The sequence below is a fragment of the Paraburkholderia acidisoli genome (assembly GCF_009789675.1).
Taxonomy (GTDB): Bacteria; Pseudomonadota; Gammaproteobacteria; order Burkholderiales; family Burkholderiaceae; genus Paraburkholderia; species Paraburkholderia acidisoli.
Genome location: NZ_CP046914.1, coordinates 687,879 through 706,962, shown reverse-complemented (window position 1 = coordinate 706,962; position 19,084 = coordinate 687,879). Strand labels below are relative to the sequence as shown.

Below are 19,084 nucleotides of genomic sequence, written 5' to 3'. Positions count from 1 at the left end.
AGACAGTCGCAATGAATCAGATCGATTTGAACAATCGCGTGATGGTGGTGACGGGCGGCGCGCGCGGTATCGGCTATGCGGTGGCGCAACGCGCGTTGCGCTCCGGCGCGGCGGTCGCGCTCTGGGATGTCGACGCGGAACGGCTCGAACGCTCGCGCAAGGAGTTGTCGGACCTGGGCACGGTATCCGCGGTGAAAGTCGAATTGACCGATGAAGCCTCGGTGGAGGCGGCCGCCCAGCAAACGGCGCAAACGCACGGCGGCATTCATGCGCTCGTGAACAGCGCGGGCATTACGGGCGGCAACGGTCTCACGTGGGAATTGCCGGTGGAAGTATGGCGCCGCGTGATCGACGTGAATCTGATCGGCTCGTACCTCACGTGTCGCGCGGTCGTGCCGCGCATGCTCGAGCAAGGCTATGGGCGCATCGTGAATATCGCTTCGGTGGCGGGCAAGGAAGGCAATCCGAATGCCTCGCACTACAGCGCGTCGAAGGCCGGTTTGATCGGTTTGACCAAATCGCTCGGCAAGGAACTGGCGACGAAGAACATTCTCGTCAATGCGGTGACGCCTGCCGCGGCGAAAACCGAGATTTTCGATTCGATGTCGCAGCAGCATATCGATTACATGCTCTCGAAGATTCCGATGAATCGCTTTCTCATGCCCGACGAAGCGGCCGCGATGATCGTGTGGCTTTGCTCGGAGGATTGCGCATTCAGCACGGGGTCGGTGTTCGATCTTTCGGGTGGTCGCGCGACGTATTGATGGGCGGATGCATTGATGCGATGACGCACGACAACGGCGCAAACGATAAAGACAAGCGTCGAGCGGCAGTTCGACAGCTTTGCATGGGACCCGAGTAAGCACTGAAGCGCCAACTCGGGTCGACAGCTCTGCATGGGACCCGAGTAAGCGCTTTGGGACCAGAGTAAGCGCTAAAGCGCCAACTCTGGTCGACACGCTAACTCGGGTCGACAGCTTTGCATGGGACCCGAGTAAGCACTGAAGTGCTAACTCGGGTCGACAGCTTTGCATGGGACCAGAGTAAGCGCTAAAGCGCTAACTCTGGTCGACAGGAGACACTGATGTCCGAGGCATTCCCGTTGGCGGAGGCCGCCGGCCGTAAGGCCATGCACCGCCTCCTGCCGTTCCTGCTCTTGATGTACGTGCTCGCGTTTCTCGATCGCGCGAATATCGGCTTCGCGCAAAAAGCCCTGCAAGGCGACACCGGACTTTCGGATGCCGCGTTCGCCTTTGGCGCGGGCGTGTTTTTCATCGGCTACGCGTTGTTCGAAGTGCCGAGCAATCTCGCGCTGCATCGCGTGGGCGCGCGCATCTGGATGTGCCGCATCATGGTCACGTGGGGGCTCGTCTCCGCTGCCATGGCGTGGGTGCAGTCGCCCACCTCGTTCTATGCGCTGCGCTTTTTGCTGGGCGTAGCCGAAGCGGGCTTCTTTCCCGGCATCATCTATTACCTCACGCAGTGGTTTCCGCAGTCGGCGCGGGCGCGAGCGATCGGGGTGTTTTATTTCGGCGCGCCGCTGGCGTTCATCTTCGGCGGCCCATTGTCGGGATTCCTGATCGATTTGCACGGCACTTTCGGGCTGGCGGGATGGAAGTGGCTCTTTCTCGTGGAAGGTGCACTCGCGTCCATCGTCGGCGTGTGGGCGTACTGGTATCTCGTCGATAAGCCCGAAGACGCGAGCTGGCTCGAAGCCGACGAGCGCCGCGCGCTCGCCGCCGCCATTCGCCTCGACGCACACGAAGCCGCCGCGCACGGTCCCCGCGACGCGTTCGCCGCGTTGCTCGATCGTCGCGTGCTCATGTATGCCGTGATCTACGCGCTGATTCAAATGAGCGTGTACGGCGTGATTTTCTTCCTGCCGCAGCAGGTGGCGTCCATCGTCGGGGCGAAAGTCGGCTTGAAAGTGGGGCTGCTCGCGGCGGTGCCGTGGCTGTGCGCCGTGGCGCTCACCTGGTTCGTACCGCGCCGCGCCGACCGCGTGGGCAGCCACCGCGCGTGGACCGTGCGCCTGCTCGTGATGTCGGGGCTCGGCATTGCCGTCTCGGGCATCGCGGGCAGTGCGGGCGGCTCGATTGGCGCGGTCGTCGCCATGCTCGGGCTCTGTTGCGCGGCCAGCGGCTTTATCGCGGCGCAGCCGTTGTTCTGGACGTTTCCCGCGCGCGATCTGGCCGGTGTCGCTTCGGCGAGCGGCATCGCCCTCATCAATTCGCTCGGCGGTCTGGGCGGCTTCTTCGCGCCGATGTTGCGCGCCGCCGCCGACCGTAGCTTCGCCTCGCATGCAGCCGGACTCGAATTACTCGGGCTCGCGAGCCTCGCGGCCGCGCTGCTCGTCTTCATCGTCGTGCCACGCGTTCGTGCGCGGGAAGCCGGCTCGTTCGAGCCGCCCGCGTCGCGCGTGCGCTAATCCATCACACAGGAGCAAGCTCACATGGCCATGCCAACCATCAAACACGTGCGGGCGTTCACGGTGCGCGGCGGTGGCGCCGACTACCACGACCAGCCCGACGGTCACTGGATCGACGACCACATTTCCACGCCGATGGCGCGCTATCCGGAGTATCGCCAGAGTCGGCGCTCGTTCGGCATCGACGTGCTAGGCACGCTCGTGGTGGAAGTGGAGGCGAGCGACGGCACCGTGGGCTTCGCCGTGACGACGGGCGGCGAGATCGGCGCGTTCATCGTGGAGAAGCATCTGGCGCGCTTTCTCGAAGGTCAGCGCGTGACCGACATCGAAAAGATGTGGGATCAGATGTATTACGCAACGCTCTATTACGGCCGTAAGGGCGTTGTGCTCAACACGATTTCCGGCGTCGATCTCGCGCTGTGGGACCTGCTCGGCAAACTGCGCGAGGAGCCGGTTTATCAACTGCTGGGCGGTCCCGTGCGCGACGAGCTGCAGTTCTACGCGACCGGCGCGCGCCCCGATCTCGCGAAGGAAATGGGCTTTATCGGCGGAAAATTGCCGTTGCTTCACAGCCCCGCGGAAGGTGAGGAAGGCCTCAGGAAAAACATCGAGCTGCTGGCGACGATGCGCGAGCGCGTGGGCGACGACTTCTGGCTGATGTACGACTGCTGGATGAGCCTCGACGTGCGCTACGCCACGCGCCTCGCGCACGCGGCGCACGAATACGATCTCAAGTGGATCGAGGAATGCCTGCCGCCCGACGATTACTGGGGCTATGCCGAACTGCGCCGCAACGTGCCGCGCGGCATGATGGTCTCCACGGGCGAACACGAAGCCACGCGCTGGGGCTTTCGCATGCTGCTCGAAATGGGCTGCTGCGATCTGATCCAGCCCGACGTGAACTGGTGCGGCGGCATGACCGAACTCATCAAGATCTCGGCGCTGGCGGACGCGCACAACGTGCTCGTGGTGCCGCATGGTTCGTCGGTGTACAGCTATCACTTCGTCGTCACGCGCCATAACTCGCCGTTCGCGGAGTTCCTGATGATGGCGCCCAAGGCCGACAAGGTCGTGCCCATGTTCACGCCGCTGCTGCTCGACGAGCCGGTGCCGGTGAAAGGCCGCCTGAAAGTGCCGGACACACCGGGGTTCGGTGTGCGCCTGAGTCCGGACTGCAAGCTCGCGCGGCCTTACACGCACTAACGCGCGCACTCACGCGCATACGACATCGGCATCGAAAACATCGGCAAGCAGGAGGGGAACGTGCTGCTCAAGGACAAAGTGGTGATCGTCACCGGCGGCTCGCGCGGCATCGGTCGCGCGATTGCGGTGGCGAGCGCACGCGAAGGCGCGGACGTTGCGATCAACTACTGGGGCGATAACGACGCCTCGTACGGTCGCCGTTCCGCTATCGGCGAAGTACTCGACGAAATCGAAAGCCTGGGGCGCCGCGCCATTGCCGTGGAAGGCAACGTGGCCGCGCCGCAAACCGGTGTGGATCTCGTGCGTCAGACGGTGGAACGCTTCGGCAAGGTGGACGTGCTCGCGAGCAATGCCGGCATCTGCCCGTTTCATTCGTTTCTCGACATGCCGCCCGCGGTGCTCGAACGCACGATCGGCGTGAATCTGAACGGTGCGTTCTACGTGACGCAGGCGGTGGCGCGCCAGATGAAGGAGCAGGGCACGGGCGGCGCGATTGTCGCGACGAGTTCGATCAGCGCGCTCGTGGGCGGCGGCGAGCAAACGCACTACACGCCGACCAAAGCGGGTGTGCATTCGCTCATGCAGTCGTGCGCGATCGCGCTCGGGCCTTATGGCATTCGCTGCAATTCGGTGATGCCCGGCACGATCGCCACCGATCTCAATGCCGAGGATTTGAGCGACGAAAGCAAGCGTGCGTACTTCGAAAAGCGAATTCCCCTTGGTCGTCTGGGTGCGCCCGAAGACGTGGCCGAATGCGTGGTTTTCCTCGCCTCGGACCGGGCGCGCTATGTCACGGGCGCGGCATTGCTCGTCGACGGCGGCCTGTTCGTGAACCTTCAGTGATCCTGAGCAATCGTGATGAATTGCGAAGGCATTGAAACGTCAGTGAGCCAGGAGCGTGGAACCGCGCGCGCCGGCGGGCACGACATCGTCCATTTTGAACGGCTGCGAAAAACGCCGCAGCAAGCCGACGAAGTGCTCGGCCGGCTCGGCAAGCGGCTCGCTCTTGCGCGTGAGTACGCCGAAGCCGGGCAGGCTCTTGCCGATTTCGAGCGGCAGCACGACGAGCAGTTTGCCGCGCACGTGATCGCGCACGACCGACTCGGGCAGCATGGCCACGGCGTCGAAGCTTTCGAGCAGTTGCAAGGTGGCGAAGATCGAGGCGGATTCGGTGAGATTGACAGGCGTGCCGAGACCGGCGCGCGCGAGTTCGCCCTCGAAGAGTTCGCGCGCGGGGCTCGTAATGGGTTGTGCGACCCACGGCCAGTCCATCAGTTCGGGCAGCGTGACCTGTTCGCTGCGCGCCAGCGGATGCCGCGCGCGCACCACGAGCACGAGCGTTTCGCGCGCGAGCGGTTCGAAGCTGAAGTCGTTGTGTTGCAGCGGCGTGGTCAGGCGGCCGAGCGCCAGGTCGACTTCGCGCCGATGCAGCAATTGCACGACCTGGTCGCTGGTCTCGCCGAGAATGCGCACGTGCAGCAACGGGCGTTCGGTCTTGAGCGTGGCGACGGCCTGGGCGAGCAGATCGGGCGCGGCGCCCATGATCGCGCCCACGGTGAGTTGGCCGTGACCGCCGCGACGCTTGACGTCGAGGTCTTCGGTAAAGCGCGTGAGTTCGGCAAGCGCGCGGCGCGCGTAGGCGAGCGTGACCACGCCGAGCGCCGTGGGCTGCATGCCGCGCGCGTTGCGCTCGAAGAGGCGAAAGCCGAAGGCTTCTTCGATGTCGCTGAGCATGCGGCTCGCGCTGGGTTGCGCGACGTTGATCGCGTCGGCGGCCTGATGCACGTTGCGCGAGTCGTCGAGTGCGACGAGCAGCGCGAGGTGCTTGAAGCGCAGACGGTTGACGAGCGACACGGCGGCAGTCTGATGATTCATGGCGTAGTAAGCACTAGCGATCCGGTTTAAGTATCGCCCGATCCCAACATCGGATTGGTTGGCTATCGATGCGGGAATTATAGTCGGATCACATTGCCGCAATCCACGCTAAAAGCCGTGCGCGACGCCAGGGCAAACGCCAGGTGTTGCCTACGCGATAGAACGCTGGACGGAGACACGAACATGGAGACAATCGCGTTTCGCATGCAGCTCGATCCCGGTAAACGGGACGAATACGAGCGGCGTCACCGCGAAATCTGGCCCGAGCTTGCCAGCGCCCTGCGCGAAGCCGGCGTCAGCAATTACAGGATCTTTCTGGACGAAGCCACGCATCATCTGTTCGCGGTGCTCGATCGTCGCGACGATCACACCATGGATGCGTTGCCCGAGTTGCCCATCATGCGCAAATGGTGGGATTACATGGCCGATCTGATGGCAACCGATGCGCATAACGTGCCGTTGCAGCAGCCGCTCGTGCCCGTTTTTCATTTGCGTTAATGGCCATTCATTCCGAGGAACATGTCATGCAGGTCGTCGATCCGCACGTTCATTTCTGGGACCTCGATACGCATCATTACCCGTGGCTCGCGAATCCCGGCGTGTCTTTCGTCGGCGACGCGCGCGACCTCAAACACAGCTATTTGCCCAGCAACCTGGTGCGCGAAGCGGGCGATATCAGCGTACTGAAAGTCGTACATGTCGAGGCGAATCACGATCCCGAAGATCCGGTGGAAGAAACGCGCTGGCTTCAGTCGATTGCCGATGACGCCGAACGTCATGGCCAGCCGCATTCCTTTCCCAATGCGATCGTGGCCGCGTGCGATTTGAGCGCCGCGAATGCGCCCGCAATACTCGAAGCGCACGCCGCGTTTTCTCGCACGCGCGGCATTCGCCAGATTCTCAACGTCCACACGAACAAGCTGTACGACTATGTGGGACGCCACTATCTGCGCGAAGCCGCCTGGCGCGAACATTTTGCGCTGCTGGAGCGTCACGGTTTCTCTTTCGACTTGCAACTTTATCCTTCGCAAATGGAAGAAGCCGCCGCGCTGGCGCGTGCGCATCCCGGCGTTCAACTCATCGTCAATCACGCGGGCATGTTTGTCGACCGCAACGGCGTGGCGGGCTGGCGAGCGTGGCGCGATGGGTTGCGCGCGCTGGCCGCGTGCGAGAACGTCAGCGTGAAGATTAGCGGGCTCGCGATGTTCGATCACGACTGGAGCGTCGAAAGCCTGCGCCCTTATGTGCTCGAAACGATCGATGCCTTCGGCGCCGGGCGCGCCATGTTCGCTTCGAATTTTCCCGTCGATCGCCTGTTCGGCGATTACGCGGCACTCTGGCATGCATATGCGTCGATCGTGAGCGATGCGAGCGAAAGCGAACGTGCCGCGCTGTTTCGCGGCAACGCCGAGCGCATTTATCGCATTTGATTGTGCGCGCAACGATAACGATGGAGACAGGCGTGGAAGCAGAAGGAAGAACGGCAGCCGCGGGTACGCCCCGGCTCGAACTGCGTAACGCGAGCAAGTCGTTCGGGCGCGTGCGCGCGCTCGTGGACGGCAGCCTGAGGTTGATGCCTGGCGAAGTGCACGCGTTGCTCGGTGAAAACGGTGCGGGCAAGTCGACGCTCGTGAAGATACTCGCGGGCGTGCATCGTCCCGACGGCGGCGCCATGCTCGTCGACGGCGCGGAGCGTCAGTTCACGACGCCCGCGCAGGCGCGCGACGCAGGCATCGCCGTGATTTATCAGGAGCCCACGTTGTTCTTCGATCTCTCGATCGCCGAGAACATTTATATGGGGCGTCAGCCCGTCGACCGCGTGGGCCGTATCGCGTACGACACGATGCATCGCGAGGTTGCGGCGTTGCTCGAATCGCTGGGCGTCGAACTGAAGCCCGAACGACTCGTGCGCGGGCTCTCGATCGCGGACCAGCAGGTGATCGAAATCGCCAAGGCGCTCTCGCTCAATGCGAACGTGCTCATCATGGACGAGCCCACGGCGGCGCTGTCGTTGCCCGAAGTCGAACGGCTCTTCACGATCGCACGAACGCTGCGCGATCGCGGCGTGGCGATTCTGTTCATCACGCACCGGCTCGAAGAGGTGTTCGCGCTCACGCAGCACGTGACAATCATGCGCGACGGCGCGAAGGTGTTCGACGCGCCCACGTCTACGCTGAAAACGCAGGATATCGTCGCGAAGATGGTGGGCCGCGACCTCGCGACGTTCTATCCGAAAGCCGAGGTCGCGCCCGGCGAAGTCATGTTGCGCGTGCGCAGCCTCACGCGGCGTGGCGTGTTCAAGGACATTTCGTTCGACGTGCGGGCGGGCGAGATCGTCGCGCTCGCGGGACTGGTGGGCGCGGGCCGCAGCGAGGTGGCGCGCGCGATCTTCGGCATCGACCCGATCGACACGGGACAGATCCAGATCGCTGGCAAGCCGCTTTCGCTCGGTGCCCCCGCAGCGGCGGTGAAAGCCGGTCTCGCGCTGGTGCCCGAGGATCGTCGGCAGCAAGGGCTGGCGCTCGAGTTGAGTATCGCGCGCAATGCGTCGCTCACGGTGCTCGGACGGCTCGTGCGTTTCGGCCTGATTTCGGCGGGGCGCGAGGTGCAACTCGCGGGCCAATGGGGTACGCGTCTGCGTTTGAAGGCGAGCGATCTCAATGCGCCCGTGGGCACCCTGTCGGGCGGTAATCAGCAGAAAGTGGTGCTGGGCAAGTGGCTCGCAACGGGCCCGAAAGTGCTGATCATCGACGAACCCACGCGCGGCATCGACGTGGGCGCGAAAGCCGAAGTGTACGGCGCGCTCGCCGAACTCGTGCGCGAAGGCATGGCGGTGCTGATGATTTCGAGCGAGTTGCCGGAAGTGCTCGGCATGGCCGACCGCGTGCTCGTGATGCACGAAGGCCGCATTACCGCCGACATTGCGCGCGCCGAAGCCAACGAAGAGCGCATCATGAGCGCCGCGCTCGGTCAGGCCAACATTCACCTGGGGCACGCCGCATGATGCGCCATTCCACTTCTCCTCATCCGCTGCACGGCGGCGAGCCGCGCCCGCAGCGACGCAACGCGGGCGCCTTCGCCGAGGCGCTGGCGAAGAGCCGCGAGACCACGCTTTTCATCGTACTGCTGATCATTATTGGTGGTACGGCGATCGCGCGGCCGCAGTTCCTCAATCTGCAGAATCTGCGCGACGTTTTGCTCAATGTGTCGATCGTGAGTTTGCTCACCGCCGGCATGACGATCGTGATCCTCATGCGTCATATCGATCTTTCGGTGGGGTCGACGGTGGGGATCAGCGCGTATTCGGTAGGTGCTCTGTACGTGGTCTTTCCGCATATGCCGGTGCTCGTGGCGCTGGTCGCGGGGCTCGCTATCGGACTCGTTGCGGGCGCAATCAATGCGTTGCTCGTGGCGGTGGGACGCGTGCCGTCGCTCGTTGCCACGCTTTCCACGCTCTACATATTCCGTGGCGCCGACTACGCCTGGGTGCATGGCGGCCAGATCAATGCGACGAGTTTGCCCGATGCGTTTTCGCGCCTCGCCACGGGCTCCGTGCTCGGTGTGCCCGTGCTCGCGCTCATCGCCGTCGTGCTGCTCATCGCGCTTTCGGTCTACCTCAAGCAGTTCCGGCCGGGCCGCGAATACTATGCGATCGGCTCGAACCCGGAAGCCGCGCGGCTCGCGGGCATCAACGTCGAACGGCGCGTTGCCACGGGCTTCATGATCAGCGGCGCTATCGCGGGGCTCGCGGGCGCGCTCTGGCTCGCACGCTTCGGCACCGTGGACGCGAGTACCGCGAAGGGCATCGAACTGCAAGTCGTGGCCGCCGCCGTGGTGGGTAGCGTGGCGATCACGGGCGGTGTGGGCACGATACTCGGCGCGACGCTCGGTGCGCTCGTGCTGGGTGTCATCAGCATCGCGCTCGTGGTGCTGCACGTCTCGCCGTTCTGGGAGCAGGCGATCGAAGGCGCGTTGATCGTCGCGGCCATCGCCGCCGACACGCTGCTCGCCCGCTCCGTCGCCAAACGCATGATGAGGAAACGCGATCATGGCTAACACCAAACCCGATGCCGCGCTGCTCACGCGCAAACCCGGCTTGCCGCTCAGCTGGGAAGCGTTGCTCGTCGTCATTCTCTTCGTGTCGCTCGGCGTGGGGCGCGTATTGTCGCCCGTGTTCCTGAGCGGTGCGAATATCAGCAACGTACTCGCGGACCTGACCGAAGTCGCGTTGATGGCCTTGCCAATGACGCTCATCATCGTCGCGGCCGAGATCGATCTCTCGGTCGCCTCGGTGCTCGGCGCCTCGAGCGCGTTGCTCGGCGTGCTCTGGCACATGGGCGTGCCGATGCCCGTCGCAATGGTGCTCGTTCTCGTGGCGGGTGGCGTGGCGGGGCTCTTCAACGGGCTCGTGATCGTCAAGCTCAATCTGCCTTCACTCGCGGTGACGATCGGCACGCTCGCGCTGTTTCGCGGCCTCGCCTATGTGTTGCTCGGCGACCAGGCCATTGCCGACTTCCCGCCGCAATACACGCTGTTCGGCATGAGTAATCTGGGCAGTACCTTCATTCCGCTGCCGTTCCTGATCGTGGCCGCGTGCGCCATTGTTTTCACGGTGCTATTGCAAGCCACGGCGTTCGGGCGCGGTCTCTATGCGATCGGCGCGAACAGCACGGCGGCATCGTTTTCGGGCATCGACGTACCGAAGATCAAGCTGCGCCTCTTCGTGCTGTCGGGCGTGATGAGCGCGTTGGCGGGCATCGTCTATACGCTGCGCTTCACGAGCGCGCGCGGCGACAACGGTGAAGGCTTCGAGCTTTCGGTGATCGCGGCGGTGCTGTTCGGCGGCGTGAGTATCTTCGGCGGACGCGGCTCGATGTACGGCGTGCTGCTCTCGCTGCTGATTGTGGGCGTGCTGAAGAACGCGCTCACGCTCGCGGACGTTTCGAGCGAAACGCTCACGATCGTGACCGGCGCGCTGTTGCTCGCCTCGGTGCTGATCCCGAATCTCGCGGCACGCTGGCGCACGATGCGCGATCGTCGCGCACTCGCGCGTGCGGCATGAGTTTGTCAACGGAAAGCAGGCATCAACAAGGCAGTCAATCAACCGGACATGTCCGGTATCCATCGAGGAGACACGTCATGAAAAAACCAGTACGTCAGGTGTGCACGGCCTTGCTGTGCGCGATGCTCATGGGCGGCGGCATTGCGGCTCACGCCGCCGGCATCAAGGATGGGCTGAAGATCGCTTTCGTGCCGAAGCAGATCAACAACCCGTACGAAGTGATCGCCGACAACGGCGGCATGGACGCCATCAAGGAATTCAAGGGCGATGGCAAAGTGGTCGGTCCGTCCGACGCGGGCGCTTCGTCCCAGGTCTCGTACATCAACACGCTCACCACGCAGCATCAGGACGCGATCGTGATCGCCGCCAACGATGCGAACGCACTCGTACCGTACCTCAAGCGTGCGATGGCGCAGGGCATCAAGGTCGTGACATTCGACTCGGACACGGCACCGGAAGGGCGGCAAATCTTCGTGAATCAGGCCAATGCCGAGAGTATCGGACGCGGCCAGATTCAGCTCGTGTCGAAGCTGATTGGCGGCGAGGGCGAGTTCGCGATTCTTTCCGCCACGCCGAATGCGACGAATCAAAACACCTGGATCAAGTATATGCAGGACGAGTTGAAGAAGCCCGAGTATTCGAAGATGAAACTCGTGAAGATCGCCTACGGCAACGACGACGACCAGAAGTCGTTCGTGGAAACGCAAGGCTTGCTGCAAGCGTATCCGAACCTGAAGGCGATCGTTTCGCCCACGACGGTCGGCATCGCAGCGGCCGCGCGCTATATCTCCACGTCGTCGAGCAAGGGTAAGGTCATGGTAACGGGCCTCGGCACACCCAATCAGATGCGCGCGTTCGTGAAGAACGGCACCGTGAAGGCGTTCCAGCTGTGGGATCCGGGTGCACTCGGCTACCTCGCGGCCTACGCGGCGGCCAATCTCGCCTCGGGCACGATCACGGGCAAGGAAGGCGATACGTTCGATGCAGGCAAGCTCGGCAAGCGCACGGTGGGCAAGAGCGGCGAAGTCATTCTCGGGCCGCCGACGACCTTCGACGCGTCGAATATCGACAATTTCAACTTCTGATAATCCAGTCTTTGCGTAAATACGGCCCGGTTAATCCGGGCCGTTTTATTTGGTTCGATAACATTTGGGATTGACCTGACAATTCGTATGGCGCGTTGAAATTTGGTTGTAAGTGGTCCTTGTTAGAGTCAGTGAAAGCAGTTGTCTTTCGTGGCGAACAACACAAAGAGCGACTTCTCATGGCAAATGTCCGTGCAGGCTGGCTCGTTCTGGCGCTGCTTTTCGGGGCCTTGTTCAGTGGGCCCGCGCTTGCGTTTCAGACGCGAATCGTCTCAATCCCGAGTGCCGCCATGCATCGCGCTTTCGATGCAACCGTGGTGTTGCCTGCCGACTACGCGCGCGGCAAGGCAGCGCGCTTCCCGGTGATTTACGTGCTGCACGGTTCAGGCGGCAATTACGCCGACTGGACATCCAACACGCATATTGGCAAGCTCGCCGACCGGTATCACGTGATACTCGTGATGCCCGACGGCGGCCACGAAAGCTGGTATATCGACAGCCCGTACGACCCGCGCAGTCGTTATGAAACCTATGTGGGCACCGAAGTGGTGTCTTATGTGGACACGCATTTCCGCACGCTCGCCACACGCGAGACTCGCGCTATTACCGGCTTGAGCATGGGCGGGTTCGGCGCGTTGCGCATTGCGCTCGACCGGCGCGATACGTTCGGTGCCGCGGGCAGTATCAGCGGCGCGGTGGATCCGCGTAATTGCGAGGACGAACCGGGTATCTCCGACGTGTTCGGCGATCCCGCGCGGCACGCTTCGTTCTGGAACAGCAATGCCATTGTCGAAAGCGCGCGGGCCTTCGAGCATGCGCATATTGCACTGACTATCGACTGCGGGGTGAGCGACTTCTTCGTGCAGTCGAATCGCATGTTGCATGAAAAGCTGGTCGAACTGGGCGTGCCTCACGACTATGCCGAGCGCCCCGGCGGCCACGACTGGAACTACTGGTCGAACTCGATTCGCTACCAGGTGCTGTTTTTCTCTACATCGTTTCAGCGCGGCGGCTGGCATCCGCAAACCGCCTGATTCCCCGACCTCCTTCTCGCCCTCGCGGGGCGCGATTTCATTTGTCAGTTGATTCCGCCATCGCGGCACGCGGCTTGCGTATGCGTATGGAGAGCCGTATGAAGCCGCAGTCTTATCGCGTTGTGATGTCAGGCACCGCGTTTGCTGAGAGCTTACGGCGTGATCAATGAACTCGTTAAACCGAAACCGACGACTGGAGGACAACATGCTTCAATATGCAGTCATTTTCTTCATCATCGCGATCATCGCGGCCGTGTTCGGCTTCGGCGGCATTGCGGCAGGCGCCGCGTCCATCGCGAAGATCCTGTTCTTCATCTTCCTCGTGATCTTCCTGGTCACGCTCATTATGGGTGTCGTGCGACGCTGACGTCAGGCGTTGACCCAACAGGATGAGAAGGGCGCGCGTTGGATTCAACGCGCGCCTTTTGTCGTCTGCGAAAAGTGCTGACGCACGTTGCCCGATGACGTTCGTCGTCAGGTGACAACCCCGCCGCGCATAGCGACCGCATCGGCCGCGCGGTTCCTCCTTGCCGAAATTTCATCCATGCGTTTCCACCAAAAGACTTGCGCTCTTTAACTACGACTCATAGAATCCGAGTTGTGCGACGCAAACACGCGGCGCCTTTGGAGAAATACATGTCGAAGCGCATTTTGATTATCGGGGCCGGGTTCGCCGGCATGTGGAGTGCCTTGAGCGCGGCGCGTCTGATCGACGAAGCCGGTCGCGGCGACATCGAAGTCATGCTGATCGCACCGGATCCGCACTTGCACGTGCGTCCGCGCCTGTATGAAGAAGGGCCGGCGAATATGAAGGCGCCGCTCAGGGACATTTTTGACGCCGTGGGTGTGCGTTTCGTGCAAGGCACGGTCGAGCGCATTCATGTCGACCGCAATGAGGTCGACATGGTGAGCGTGACGGGCGAGGCCGCCACGGTGCACTACGACAGGCTCGTGCTGGCCACGGGTAGCCGGCTGTTCCGCCCGGCCATTCCGGGTCTTGCGCAGTATGCCTTCAGCGTCGATCAAACCGACGAAGCGGCCGAACTGGAAGCCCACATCAAGTCGCTCGCGCAGGCGGCGGACACGCCGGCACGCAACACGGTGGTGGTGGCGGGCGGCGGCTTCACGGGTATCGAAACGGCCGCGGAAATGCCGGCACGCTTGCGCGCCGCGTTGGGCGAACAGGCGAACGTGAACGTGGTGGTCGTCGAGCGAGCGGAAGCGATCGGTCCCGATCTCGGCGCGGGTCCGCGCCCCGTGATCGAAGAAGCGCTGCGCGAACTGGGCGTGAAGTGGCGCCTAGGTGCGGGCGTGACGTCAGTTGACGCGAATGGCGTGCCGATGGACGACGGCACGCGCATCGACTCGAACACGGTGATCTGGACGGCCGGCTTGCGCGCGAGCACGCTCACCGAGCAGATTTCCGCGCGCCGCGATGCCACGGGGCGTCTTTACGTCGATCGCAACCTGGCGGTGGAGGGTGTGCCGGGCGTGTACGCCACGGGCGACGTCGCCCGCGCGGCCACCGACGACGCCGGCAATTACACGATGATGTCGTGCCAGCACGCCATGAATCTGGGGCGCTCGGCCGGTCATAACGTGGCGGCGGATCTGCTCGGCCTCGAAGCCATTCCCTATAGTCAGCCGAAATATGTGACCTGTCTCGACCTCGGTCCGTGGGGAGCGGTGTACACAGAGGGTTGGGAGCGTGAAGTCAAGCTCAAGGGCAGTGAAGCGAAGCAACTCAAACACCGCATCAATACCGAGTGGATTTATCCGCCGCGTGCGCAACGTGAGGAGGCGTTCGCCGCGGCCGACCCGCGTCGTATCGTCGTGGCCTAGTGGCTGTATGCGCGGCTCGTCACGCAGTGAGTTGCGTTGCGAGCAGCGCGAGTTGAAGTTCAGCGATCGCCGCGCCGGTTGGCCGCGCGTTCGCTGAACCACTCGACCACATGGCGCCCGTGCGATGCGGGCGCTTTTGCATTGGCGCGCGAGGCGAGTTCCGCGAGCGTGTGATGTTTGAGCTCTTCGCGCATGGCACGCTCGGCCGCTTGCATGACTGCATGAATCGAGCAGGTGCCGCGCGTGGCCCACGCCGGTGCCTCTTCGTCGAATAGCGCGCACTGCGTGCGAACTTCGCGGCAGTCGAACAGCGCTTTATCGCCGTCGATAGCCTCGACCACGTCGTGCACGCTGATGTCCTGCGCGGGCCGCGCGAGTGCGAAGCCGCCGCGCACGCCTTCCGTGGACGCGACCAGCCCGGCTTTGGCGAGCCGCGTGAACAGCTTCGCAGCGTAATCCACGGGTACGCCCTGCATTTCCGCAAGATCGCGCACGCTGGCTTCGCGCACGCCCGCGGACGTGCCCGCGAGATAGAGCAGGCAGTGCAAACCGTACTCGACGCCGGTGCTGATAAAAGACGATGTGGCCATGAAACTCGTTACCGCGACTGAATGGATCGGAGTTTGAAGCGTACCACGGGATGATCCGACCCGCAGTTGCGTGAGAAACATAATCATCGTGCAGCAACGAAAAACGGCACGGGTTTCAAACCCGTGCCGTTTCATCTACCGCCGAATCGAAGTGTGTGACCAGCGTTTTTACAGCTTCACGCCGCCTGCTTCGGGCGGCTCGCCCGGTTCTTCGAGCGGGAGTCCGCGGTCCGAGCCCCAGTAGGGTTCACGCCCATAATACTGATGCACGGAGCTGGCCCACGTGCGATCCGCCATGGAAGGCCAGTGACCCTTGTCGAAGCCCGGCGCGTTCTTCACACGTTCCGAAGTGAGATCGAGCACGAAACATTTGCGATCCGCGTCGAGCGTGAGTGCGTTCCAAGGCACGGCAAGCAGTTTGTCGCCGATCCCTAGAAAGCCGCCGCTCGACATCACCATGTAGGCGATACGGCCGCTTTGCACGTCGATCATGATGTCCTTTACCTTGCCGACCTCGTCGCCATTCGAGCTAAACACGCGATCGCCGTCGAGCGTGCTGGACGCCATCACGGAAGGCCCCGGACCGGCTGTTCTCGACGAGTCGCTACCGACAATGCGCGCGCCGTTGCCATCGCCTGAAACCGAACTATTCTGGGTTTGGGTATAAGCCATGAAGTTCTCCTTGTTGCGGAATTGGACGAATCGTCTTGCGCACGTGCATCAACGGCACTTGCCACCACCGTCGATACCAGCGCCACGACGCCAGACATCTTTGCCTTCTCGAGAGAGTTCGCCGCAGCTATGCGCCGCATCGGGCTCCGTGCCCGGAACCGCCATGTCACCGCCTGGCGGCTCCTGCGAGGGTTGAATCCGGCTCTTGCGTTGCGCCGTGCGCTCGTCGTGCGAGCGGCCTGCGTATTCCCTCATACGAACCTCCGTTCATTGGACGCGTTGCCCGGTGGCAACGCGGGTTGAGGGTGCGATCCCATAGGCGGGTGACCCGATGCCTGATTCCCGCATTCGCCGTGCCGCGTGATAATTATTTAGGATCGCAAAGAAATTGCTATCCAACGAAAAAGCGATCCTCGAAGAAAGGATCGCGTGATTCGCCAAATGCGGGAACTGCGTGGAAAGGCCGAAGGAACGACGCGATATTCAAGGCGTCGCGACGCGATGCAGAATGTCGAACAGTTGTGAAACTGCGAAGGGTTTGCGAAGAAAACCCACGACATCGGCGTCGGCGGGCGGCGTGACGAGCGCGGAAACGAGCACAAGCGGAATGCGTGCGAGTTTGTTGCTACGGCGCATTTCCCGCATCAGGGAGAGGCCATCCATGCGGGGCATCATGCAATCGGAAATCACCACGTCCGGAGGATCGTCGAGGGCGCTTTGCAGCGCGTCGGCGCCGTCCGCCGCGGTCCGGACCCGATAACCTTCCTGTCCGACCAGTTCCTTGAGTGCATTCAGCGCATTGGTGTCGTCGTCGACGAGCAATACAGTAGCCATACGTCGTTTACCTGAGCGGCGCGACCAATCGTGGCGATCGGGCCTTTGTTTTTTGCGAGCCTGTCGCGGCGAGCCGAGGATGCCCGGCATTTTGACGAGAGCGCGCAAATCGCGTTCCCGGTTGCCGCGTCCGGAATGGGCGGATCGTTCAGTGAGTCGTGCCATCAGGAGCCGATTCGCTTTGATGGGCGCGCATCTGTGTCGCGACGATCGACGCCGAGACCTCCGGGAAGCTGCCGTACGCCTCGTCGGGCAAACCGCGCAGGGCATCCATGACGTCGCGGCCGGCGCCGTAGCCCGCCGCGCACTCGAGCAGCGTGGCGGGGTGGGCGGGCCACGTGACACCGTCGAGCGCGCTCTGAACGCGGTCGGCAAGCGCATTGGCAATGTCGCGCGATGCTACGGCGGAGGCATGGGAGGGAGCGGGGTTCATCGACGTCTCCTTTCAAGGTTGCTGCACCACCGCAGATGGCGTACCCGCATTGAAATGTGTTTAAAAGGTAAGCGATAACCGTGAGAGCCGCGTTTATCCCGTGTTATTCGATGGTTTAAATCGGTAATATTTGCGCATTTTAAAAAATAAAAAATCGATCGGAAAGATTGAAGCTTTCAGGGCGAATGCCGTAAACATAGCCATATCCTCTGATTTCGCCGTGCATCGGCCTTTTCCGCGCTCGAGTCTCGCGGTGCTTCGCCGACAATCCGGTGCGAACCGTCGTTCATGCTAGATCCGGTCAATATCCTTCTTGTCACGGTGCTGTCGAGCATCATGAGCCTGGCGATCCTCGGCTCGTTGCGACCGGCCCGTATTCCCGGTGTCAGTCGCTGGATCGGCGCGTATGTGATGGCGAGTGTCGCGCTGCTGCTCGCGGGTCTGCAGAAGCTCGGGGTGCCGGTGTTGACCGTTTTCGTGTCGAACACGCTGCTTGCGCTCGCCATCGTGCGGGTACACGAAGGATGCCGCGAGTTTTTCGGCTTGCGTCCGCGAGTGAATGCCGCTTATGCGGGCTGTGTCGTGCTGGCCGCCGGCATCACCTGGTGGTATTGGGTCCAGCCGAGTCTCGGGGCGCGCATCGCGGTGGTTTCCGCGTTTCATGCGGCGATCTACACGTCGATCGGCTGGCTCGCCTGGCGCTGCCGGCCGGCGGCTCGGCCCGTCTACAGCTATCGGTTCGTGACCATGGCGGCATGGTTCGGTGCGTTCGCGCATGCGCTTCGCGGTCTCATGTACGGCAGCGGCTACGTCAAACAGCACAACCTCCTCGACTTCTCGCCGCTCAATGTCGCGTGGCTCGCATTGGGCATTCTCGTGTTGCCTTCGCTGTCGATCGGCATGGTGCTGCTCGCACACGATCGCATGGCGGAGCGCCTCGAACGCCTCGCGAATCTCGACGAGCTTACCGGCGCACTCACGCGGCGCGCCTTTCTCGCGCAAGCGGGCGCCTTGCTCGAAGCCGCGCGCAACAAGAAGCGTCGCCTCACGCTGGCGGTCGTCGACATTGATCATTTCAAGGCCGTCAACGATCGCTATGGTCACGCCACGGGCGACCGCGTGCTCGCGCAATTCGGGCGCATCGTGAATAACGGTGTGCGTGCATCGGATAAATTCGGGCGGCTCGGTGGCGAAGAATTCGCCGTGCTGTTCACGGATATGACACGCGACGACGCCGTACGTCGCCTCGATGAACTGCGTCGCTCGATACTCGCCGTGCGCCGGAGTGCCGACGCGGACGCGAGCGAAGACGAACGGGGCCCGCAAGAAAGCCTTACATTTAGCGCAGGTGTCGACGAATTTCATTCCAGCGATACCCTTGCCACGCTAATGGCGCGCGCCGATGCCGCGCTTTATCTCGCCAAAACGCGCGGCCGTGACTGCGTGGTCATTGCCTGAAACGTACTCCGCGACACACTCGCTATGCGAATTGAGTGAGTGAGTTTTAAATGTTTGTACCCTACCTCTCTTAGCGCATGAATTCGACATGCGCATCGCATAGTTGCCCTTCAAGAAAGCCGTAACGCCGCTGTTTTTAAACGATAATTATCAATGGCGCGGCGGACGTCGCATGCAGCTTGCTTTATTTTTCGCTGCTCGGCGTGCATGGACAGAAAGCCATCGTGACGCGCCTCCATTTTTGCAGGCGTTACTTCCCTTGTGACCAGTGGCGATCACGCGAAGCGCGATTCGTGCGGATAAGAAGGCGCCTGCTTGCAGCGCCGTGCGCGCGCATGGAGTTTTGGATTCGCTCCGGGTTTCGCCACTCGATCCCGCGCCATGCCGTCGATGCGAGTCGCGTTCACGAGAACGCACGCCGCACCGGTATATCGGCGCCAGCGGCACCGTCACACAATGGAAACGCGTGATGGCGTGCCGCTTTCGAATACGCGACAACTCGCGCTTTCAATGCGCATTCAGTTGCGCATTCAATCGGATTTCCGCGCGCTCTGGCGCCGCCGGTCGA

Annotated in this window: 19 protein-coding genes; 14 read left to right on the top strand and 5 right to left on the bottom strand. The window is 62.5% G+C overall.

Translation table 11 applies throughout. The features are described 5' to 3' along the window. Nucleotides 1–11: 11 nt before the first annotated feature. The 4 genes from FAZ98_RS17360 to FAZ98_RS17345 all read left to right on the top strand — a co-directional run bounded on the left by FAZ98_RS17360 (nt 12) and on the right by FAZ98_RS17345 (nt 4,474). Entirely contained in the window at nt 12–764 is a 753-nt protein-coding gene (locus tag FAZ98_RS17360) for an SDR family NAD(P)-dependent oxidoreductase (protein ID WP_158952540.1), read from the top strand. Between the two features lie 320 nt (nt 765–1,084). Beyond that, on the top strand, nt 1,085–2,428 hold the full coding sequence (locus FAZ98_RS17355; RefSeq protein WP_158952539.1) for an MFS transporter: 1,344 nt from the start codon (nt 1,085–1,087) through the stop codon (nt 2,426–2,428). A gap of 24 nt (nt 2,429–2,452) precedes the next feature. After that, nucleotides 2,453–3,631, top strand: a complete 1,179-nt coding sequence (gene rhmD / locus FAZ98_RS17350) for an L-rhamnonate dehydratase (protein WP_158952538.1) — start codon at nt 2,453–2,455, stop codon at nt 3,629–3,631. 60 nt (nt 3,632–3,691) lie between these two features. After that, nucleotides 3,692–4,474: an SDR family NAD(P)-dependent oxidoreductase gene (locus FAZ98_RS17345; protein WP_158952537.1), complete on the top strand. Its 783-nt coding sequence runs from the start codon at nt 3,692–3,694 to the stop codon at nt 4,472–4,474. A 39-nt stretch (nt 4,475–4,513) separates the two neighbouring features. On the opposite strand, the gene FAZ98_RS17340 is transcribed toward FAZ98_RS17345, so the two are convergent. Further along, nucleotides 4,514–5,506, bottom strand: a complete 993-nt coding sequence (locus FAZ98_RS17340) for a LysR family transcriptional regulator (RefSeq protein WP_158952536.1) — start codon at nt 5,504–5,506, stop codon at nt 4,514–4,516. Nucleotides 5,507–5,689: 183 nt separating this feature from the next. Between FAZ98_RS17340 and rhaM the strand changes: the two genes are divergently transcribed. The 9 genes from rhaM to FAZ98_RS17295 all read left to right on the top strand — a co-directional run bounded on the left by rhaM (nt 5,690) and on the right by FAZ98_RS17295 (nt 14,529). Further along, nucleotides 5,690–6,004 carry an L-rhamnose mutarotase gene (gene rhaM, locus FAZ98_RS17335; RefSeq protein WP_158952535.1) on the top strand — a complete coding sequence of 105 codons (315 nt, stop codon included), beginning with the start codon at nt 5,690–5,692 and terminating at the stop codon, nt 6,002–6,004. A 26-nt stretch (nt 6,005–6,030) separates the two neighbouring features. Further along, nucleotides 6,031–6,936 carry an amidohydrolase family protein gene (locus tag FAZ98_RS17330; protein WP_158952534.1) on the top strand — a complete coding sequence of 302 codons (906 nt, stop codon included), beginning with the start codon at nt 6,031–6,033 and terminating at the stop codon, nt 6,934–6,936. 32 nt (nt 6,937–6,968) lie between these two features. After that, the gene (locus FAZ98_RS17325) at nt 6,969–8,510 is read left to right on the top strand and encodes a sugar ABC transporter ATP-binding protein (RefSeq protein WP_233272796.1); all 1,542 of its coding nucleotides are present in this window, start codon (nt 6,969–6,971) and stop codon (nt 8,508–8,510) included. Then, nucleotides 8,507–9,562 carry an ABC transporter permease gene (locus FAZ98_RS17320; protein WP_158952532.1) on the top strand — a complete coding sequence of 352 codons (1,056 nt, stop codon included), beginning with the start codon at nt 8,507–8,509 and terminating at the stop codon, nt 9,560–9,562. The genes FAZ98_RS17325 and FAZ98_RS17320 overlap by 4 nt, the downstream gene beginning before the upstream one ends. Next, nucleotides 9,555–10,568, top strand: coding sequence for an ABC transporter permease (locus tag FAZ98_RS17315; protein ID WP_158952531.1), 1,014 nt, complete (start codon nt 9,555–9,557; stop codon nt 10,566–10,568). The genes FAZ98_RS17320 and FAZ98_RS17315 overlap by 8 nt, the downstream gene beginning before the upstream one ends. Nucleotides 10,569–10,645: 77 nt before the next feature. Beyond that, nucleotides 10,646–11,653 carry a rhamnose ABC transporter substrate-binding protein gene (gene rhaS / locus FAZ98_RS17310; RefSeq protein ID WP_158952530.1) on the top strand — a complete coding sequence of 336 codons (1,008 nt, stop codon included), beginning with the start codon at nt 10,646–10,648 and terminating at the stop codon, nt 11,651–11,653. A 179-nt stretch (nt 11,654–11,832) separates the two neighbouring features. Continuing rightward, nucleotides 11,833–12,687: an alpha/beta hydrolase gene (locus tag FAZ98_RS17305; RefSeq protein WP_158952529.1), complete on the top strand. Its 855-nt coding sequence runs from the start codon at nt 11,833–11,835 to the stop codon at nt 12,685–12,687. 205 nt (nt 12,688–12,892) lie between these two features. After that, nucleotides 12,893–13,054, top strand: a complete 162-nt coding sequence (locus FAZ98_RS17300) for a DUF1328 family protein (RefSeq protein ID WP_158952528.1) — start codon at nt 12,893–12,895, stop codon at nt 13,052–13,054. A gap of 269 nt (nt 13,055–13,323) precedes the next feature. Further along, entirely contained in the window at nt 13,324–14,529 is a 1,206-nt protein-coding gene (locus FAZ98_RS17295; RefSeq protein WP_158952527.1) for an NAD(P)/FAD-dependent oxidoreductase, read from the top strand. A gap of 59 nt (nt 14,530–14,588) precedes the next feature. On the opposite strand, the gene FAZ98_RS17290 is transcribed toward FAZ98_RS17295, so the two are convergent. From FAZ98_RS17290 to FAZ98_RS17275, 4 genes are all read right to left on the bottom strand, one after another. Continuing rightward, nucleotides 14,589–15,119 carry an RrF2 family transcriptional regulator gene (locus FAZ98_RS17290; RefSeq protein WP_158952526.1) on the bottom strand — a complete coding sequence of 177 codons (531 nt, stop codon included), beginning with the start codon at nt 15,117–15,119 and terminating at the stop codon, nt 14,589–14,591. A 168-nt stretch (nt 15,120–15,287) separates the two neighbouring features. Further along, nucleotides 15,288–15,791, bottom strand: coding sequence for a PRC-barrel domain-containing protein (locus FAZ98_RS17285; RefSeq protein ID WP_158952525.1), 504 nt, complete (start codon nt 15,789–15,791; stop codon nt 15,288–15,290). A gap of 483 nt (nt 15,792–16,274) precedes the next feature. Next, a complete protein-coding gene (locus FAZ98_RS17280; RefSeq protein ID WP_233272794.1) occupies nt 16,275–16,790 on the bottom strand; it encodes a response regulator in 516 nt (171 codons plus the stop codon). Then, the gene (locus FAZ98_RS17275; RefSeq protein ID WP_158952524.1) at nt 16,774–17,058 is read right to left on the bottom strand and encodes a DUF2795 domain-containing protein; all 285 of its coding nucleotides are present in this window, start codon (nt 17,056–17,058) and stop codon (nt 16,774–16,776) included. Before FAZ98_RS17275 ends, FAZ98_RS17280 begins: the two co-directional genes overlap by 17 nt. A 288-nt stretch (nt 17,059–17,346) precedes the next feature. Here FAZ98_RS17275 and FAZ98_RS17270 point away from each other — a divergent pair, with 288 nt between their 5' ends. Then, a complete protein-coding gene (locus FAZ98_RS17270; protein ID WP_158952523.1) occupies nt 17,347–18,516 on the top strand; it encodes a GGDEF domain-containing protein in 1,170 nt (389 codons plus the stop codon). Nucleotides 18,517–19,084 lie beyond the last annotated feature (568 nt).

Bases quoted from the DNA above. Each gene is read 5' to 3' on its own strand.
- FAZ98_RS17320 (WP_158952532.1), top strand. From the start codon at position 8,507: ATGATGCGCCATTCCACTTCTCCTCATCCGCTGCACGGCGGCGAGCCG.
- FAZ98_RS17355 (WP_158952539.1), top strand. From the start codon at position 1,085: ATGTCCGAGGCATTCCCGTTGGCGGAGGCCGCCGGCCGTAAGGCCATG.
- FAZ98_RS17340 (WP_158952536.1), bottom strand. From the start codon at position 5,506: ATGAATCATCAGACTGCCGCCGTGTCGCTCGTCAACCGTCTGCGCTTC.
- FAZ98_RS17300 (WP_158952528.1), top strand. From the start codon at position 12,893: ATGCTTCAATATGCAGTCATTTTCTTCATCATCGCGATCATCGCGGCC.
- FAZ98_RS17315 (WP_158952531.1), top strand. From the start codon at position 9,555: ATGGCTAACACCAAACCCGATGCCGCGCTGCTCACGCGCAAACCCGGC.
- FAZ98_RS17275 (WP_158952524.1), bottom strand. From the start codon at position 17,058: ATGAACCCCGCTCCCTCCCATGCCTCCGCCGTAGCATCGCGCGACATT.
- FAZ98_RS17295 (WP_158952527.1), top strand. From the start codon at position 13,324: ATGTCGAAGCGCATTTTGATTATCGGGGCCGGGTTCGCCGGCATGTGG.
- rhmD (WP_158952538.1), top strand. From the start codon at position 2,453: ATGGCCATGCCAACCATCAAACACGTGCGGGCGTTCACGGTGCGCGGC.
- FAZ98_RS17360 (WP_158952540.1), top strand. From the start codon at position 12: ATGAATCAGATCGATTTGAACAATCGCGTGATGGTGGTGACGGGCGGC.
- FAZ98_RS17330 (WP_158952534.1), top strand. From the start codon at position 6,031: ATGCAGGTCGTCGATCCGCACGTTCATTTCTGGGACCTCGATACGCAT.
- FAZ98_RS17290 (WP_158952526.1), bottom strand. From the start codon at position 15,119: ATGGCCACATCGTCTTTTATCAGCACCGGCGTCGAGTACGGTTTGCAC.
- FAZ98_RS17285 (WP_158952525.1), bottom strand. From the start codon at position 15,791: ATGGCTTATACCCAAACCCAGAATAGTTCGGTTTCAGGCGATGGCAAC.
- rhaM (WP_158952535.1), top strand. From the start codon at position 5,690: ATGGAGACAATCGCGTTTCGCATGCAGCTCGATCCCGGTAAACGGGAC.
- FAZ98_RS17270 (WP_158952523.1), top strand. From the start codon at position 17,347: ATGCTAGATCCGGTCAATATCCTTCTTGTCACGGTGCTGTCGAGCATC.
- rhaS (WP_158952530.1), top strand. From the start codon at position 10,646: ATGAAAAAACCAGTACGTCAGGTGTGCACGGCCTTGCTGTGCGCGATG.
- FAZ98_RS17280 (WP_233272794.1), bottom strand. From the start codon at position 16,790: ATGGCACGACTCACTGAACGATCCGCCCATTCCGGACGCGGCAACCGG.
- FAZ98_RS17305 (WP_158952529.1), top strand. From the start codon at position 11,833: ATGGCAAATGTCCGTGCAGGCTGGCTCGTTCTGGCGCTGCTTTTCGGG.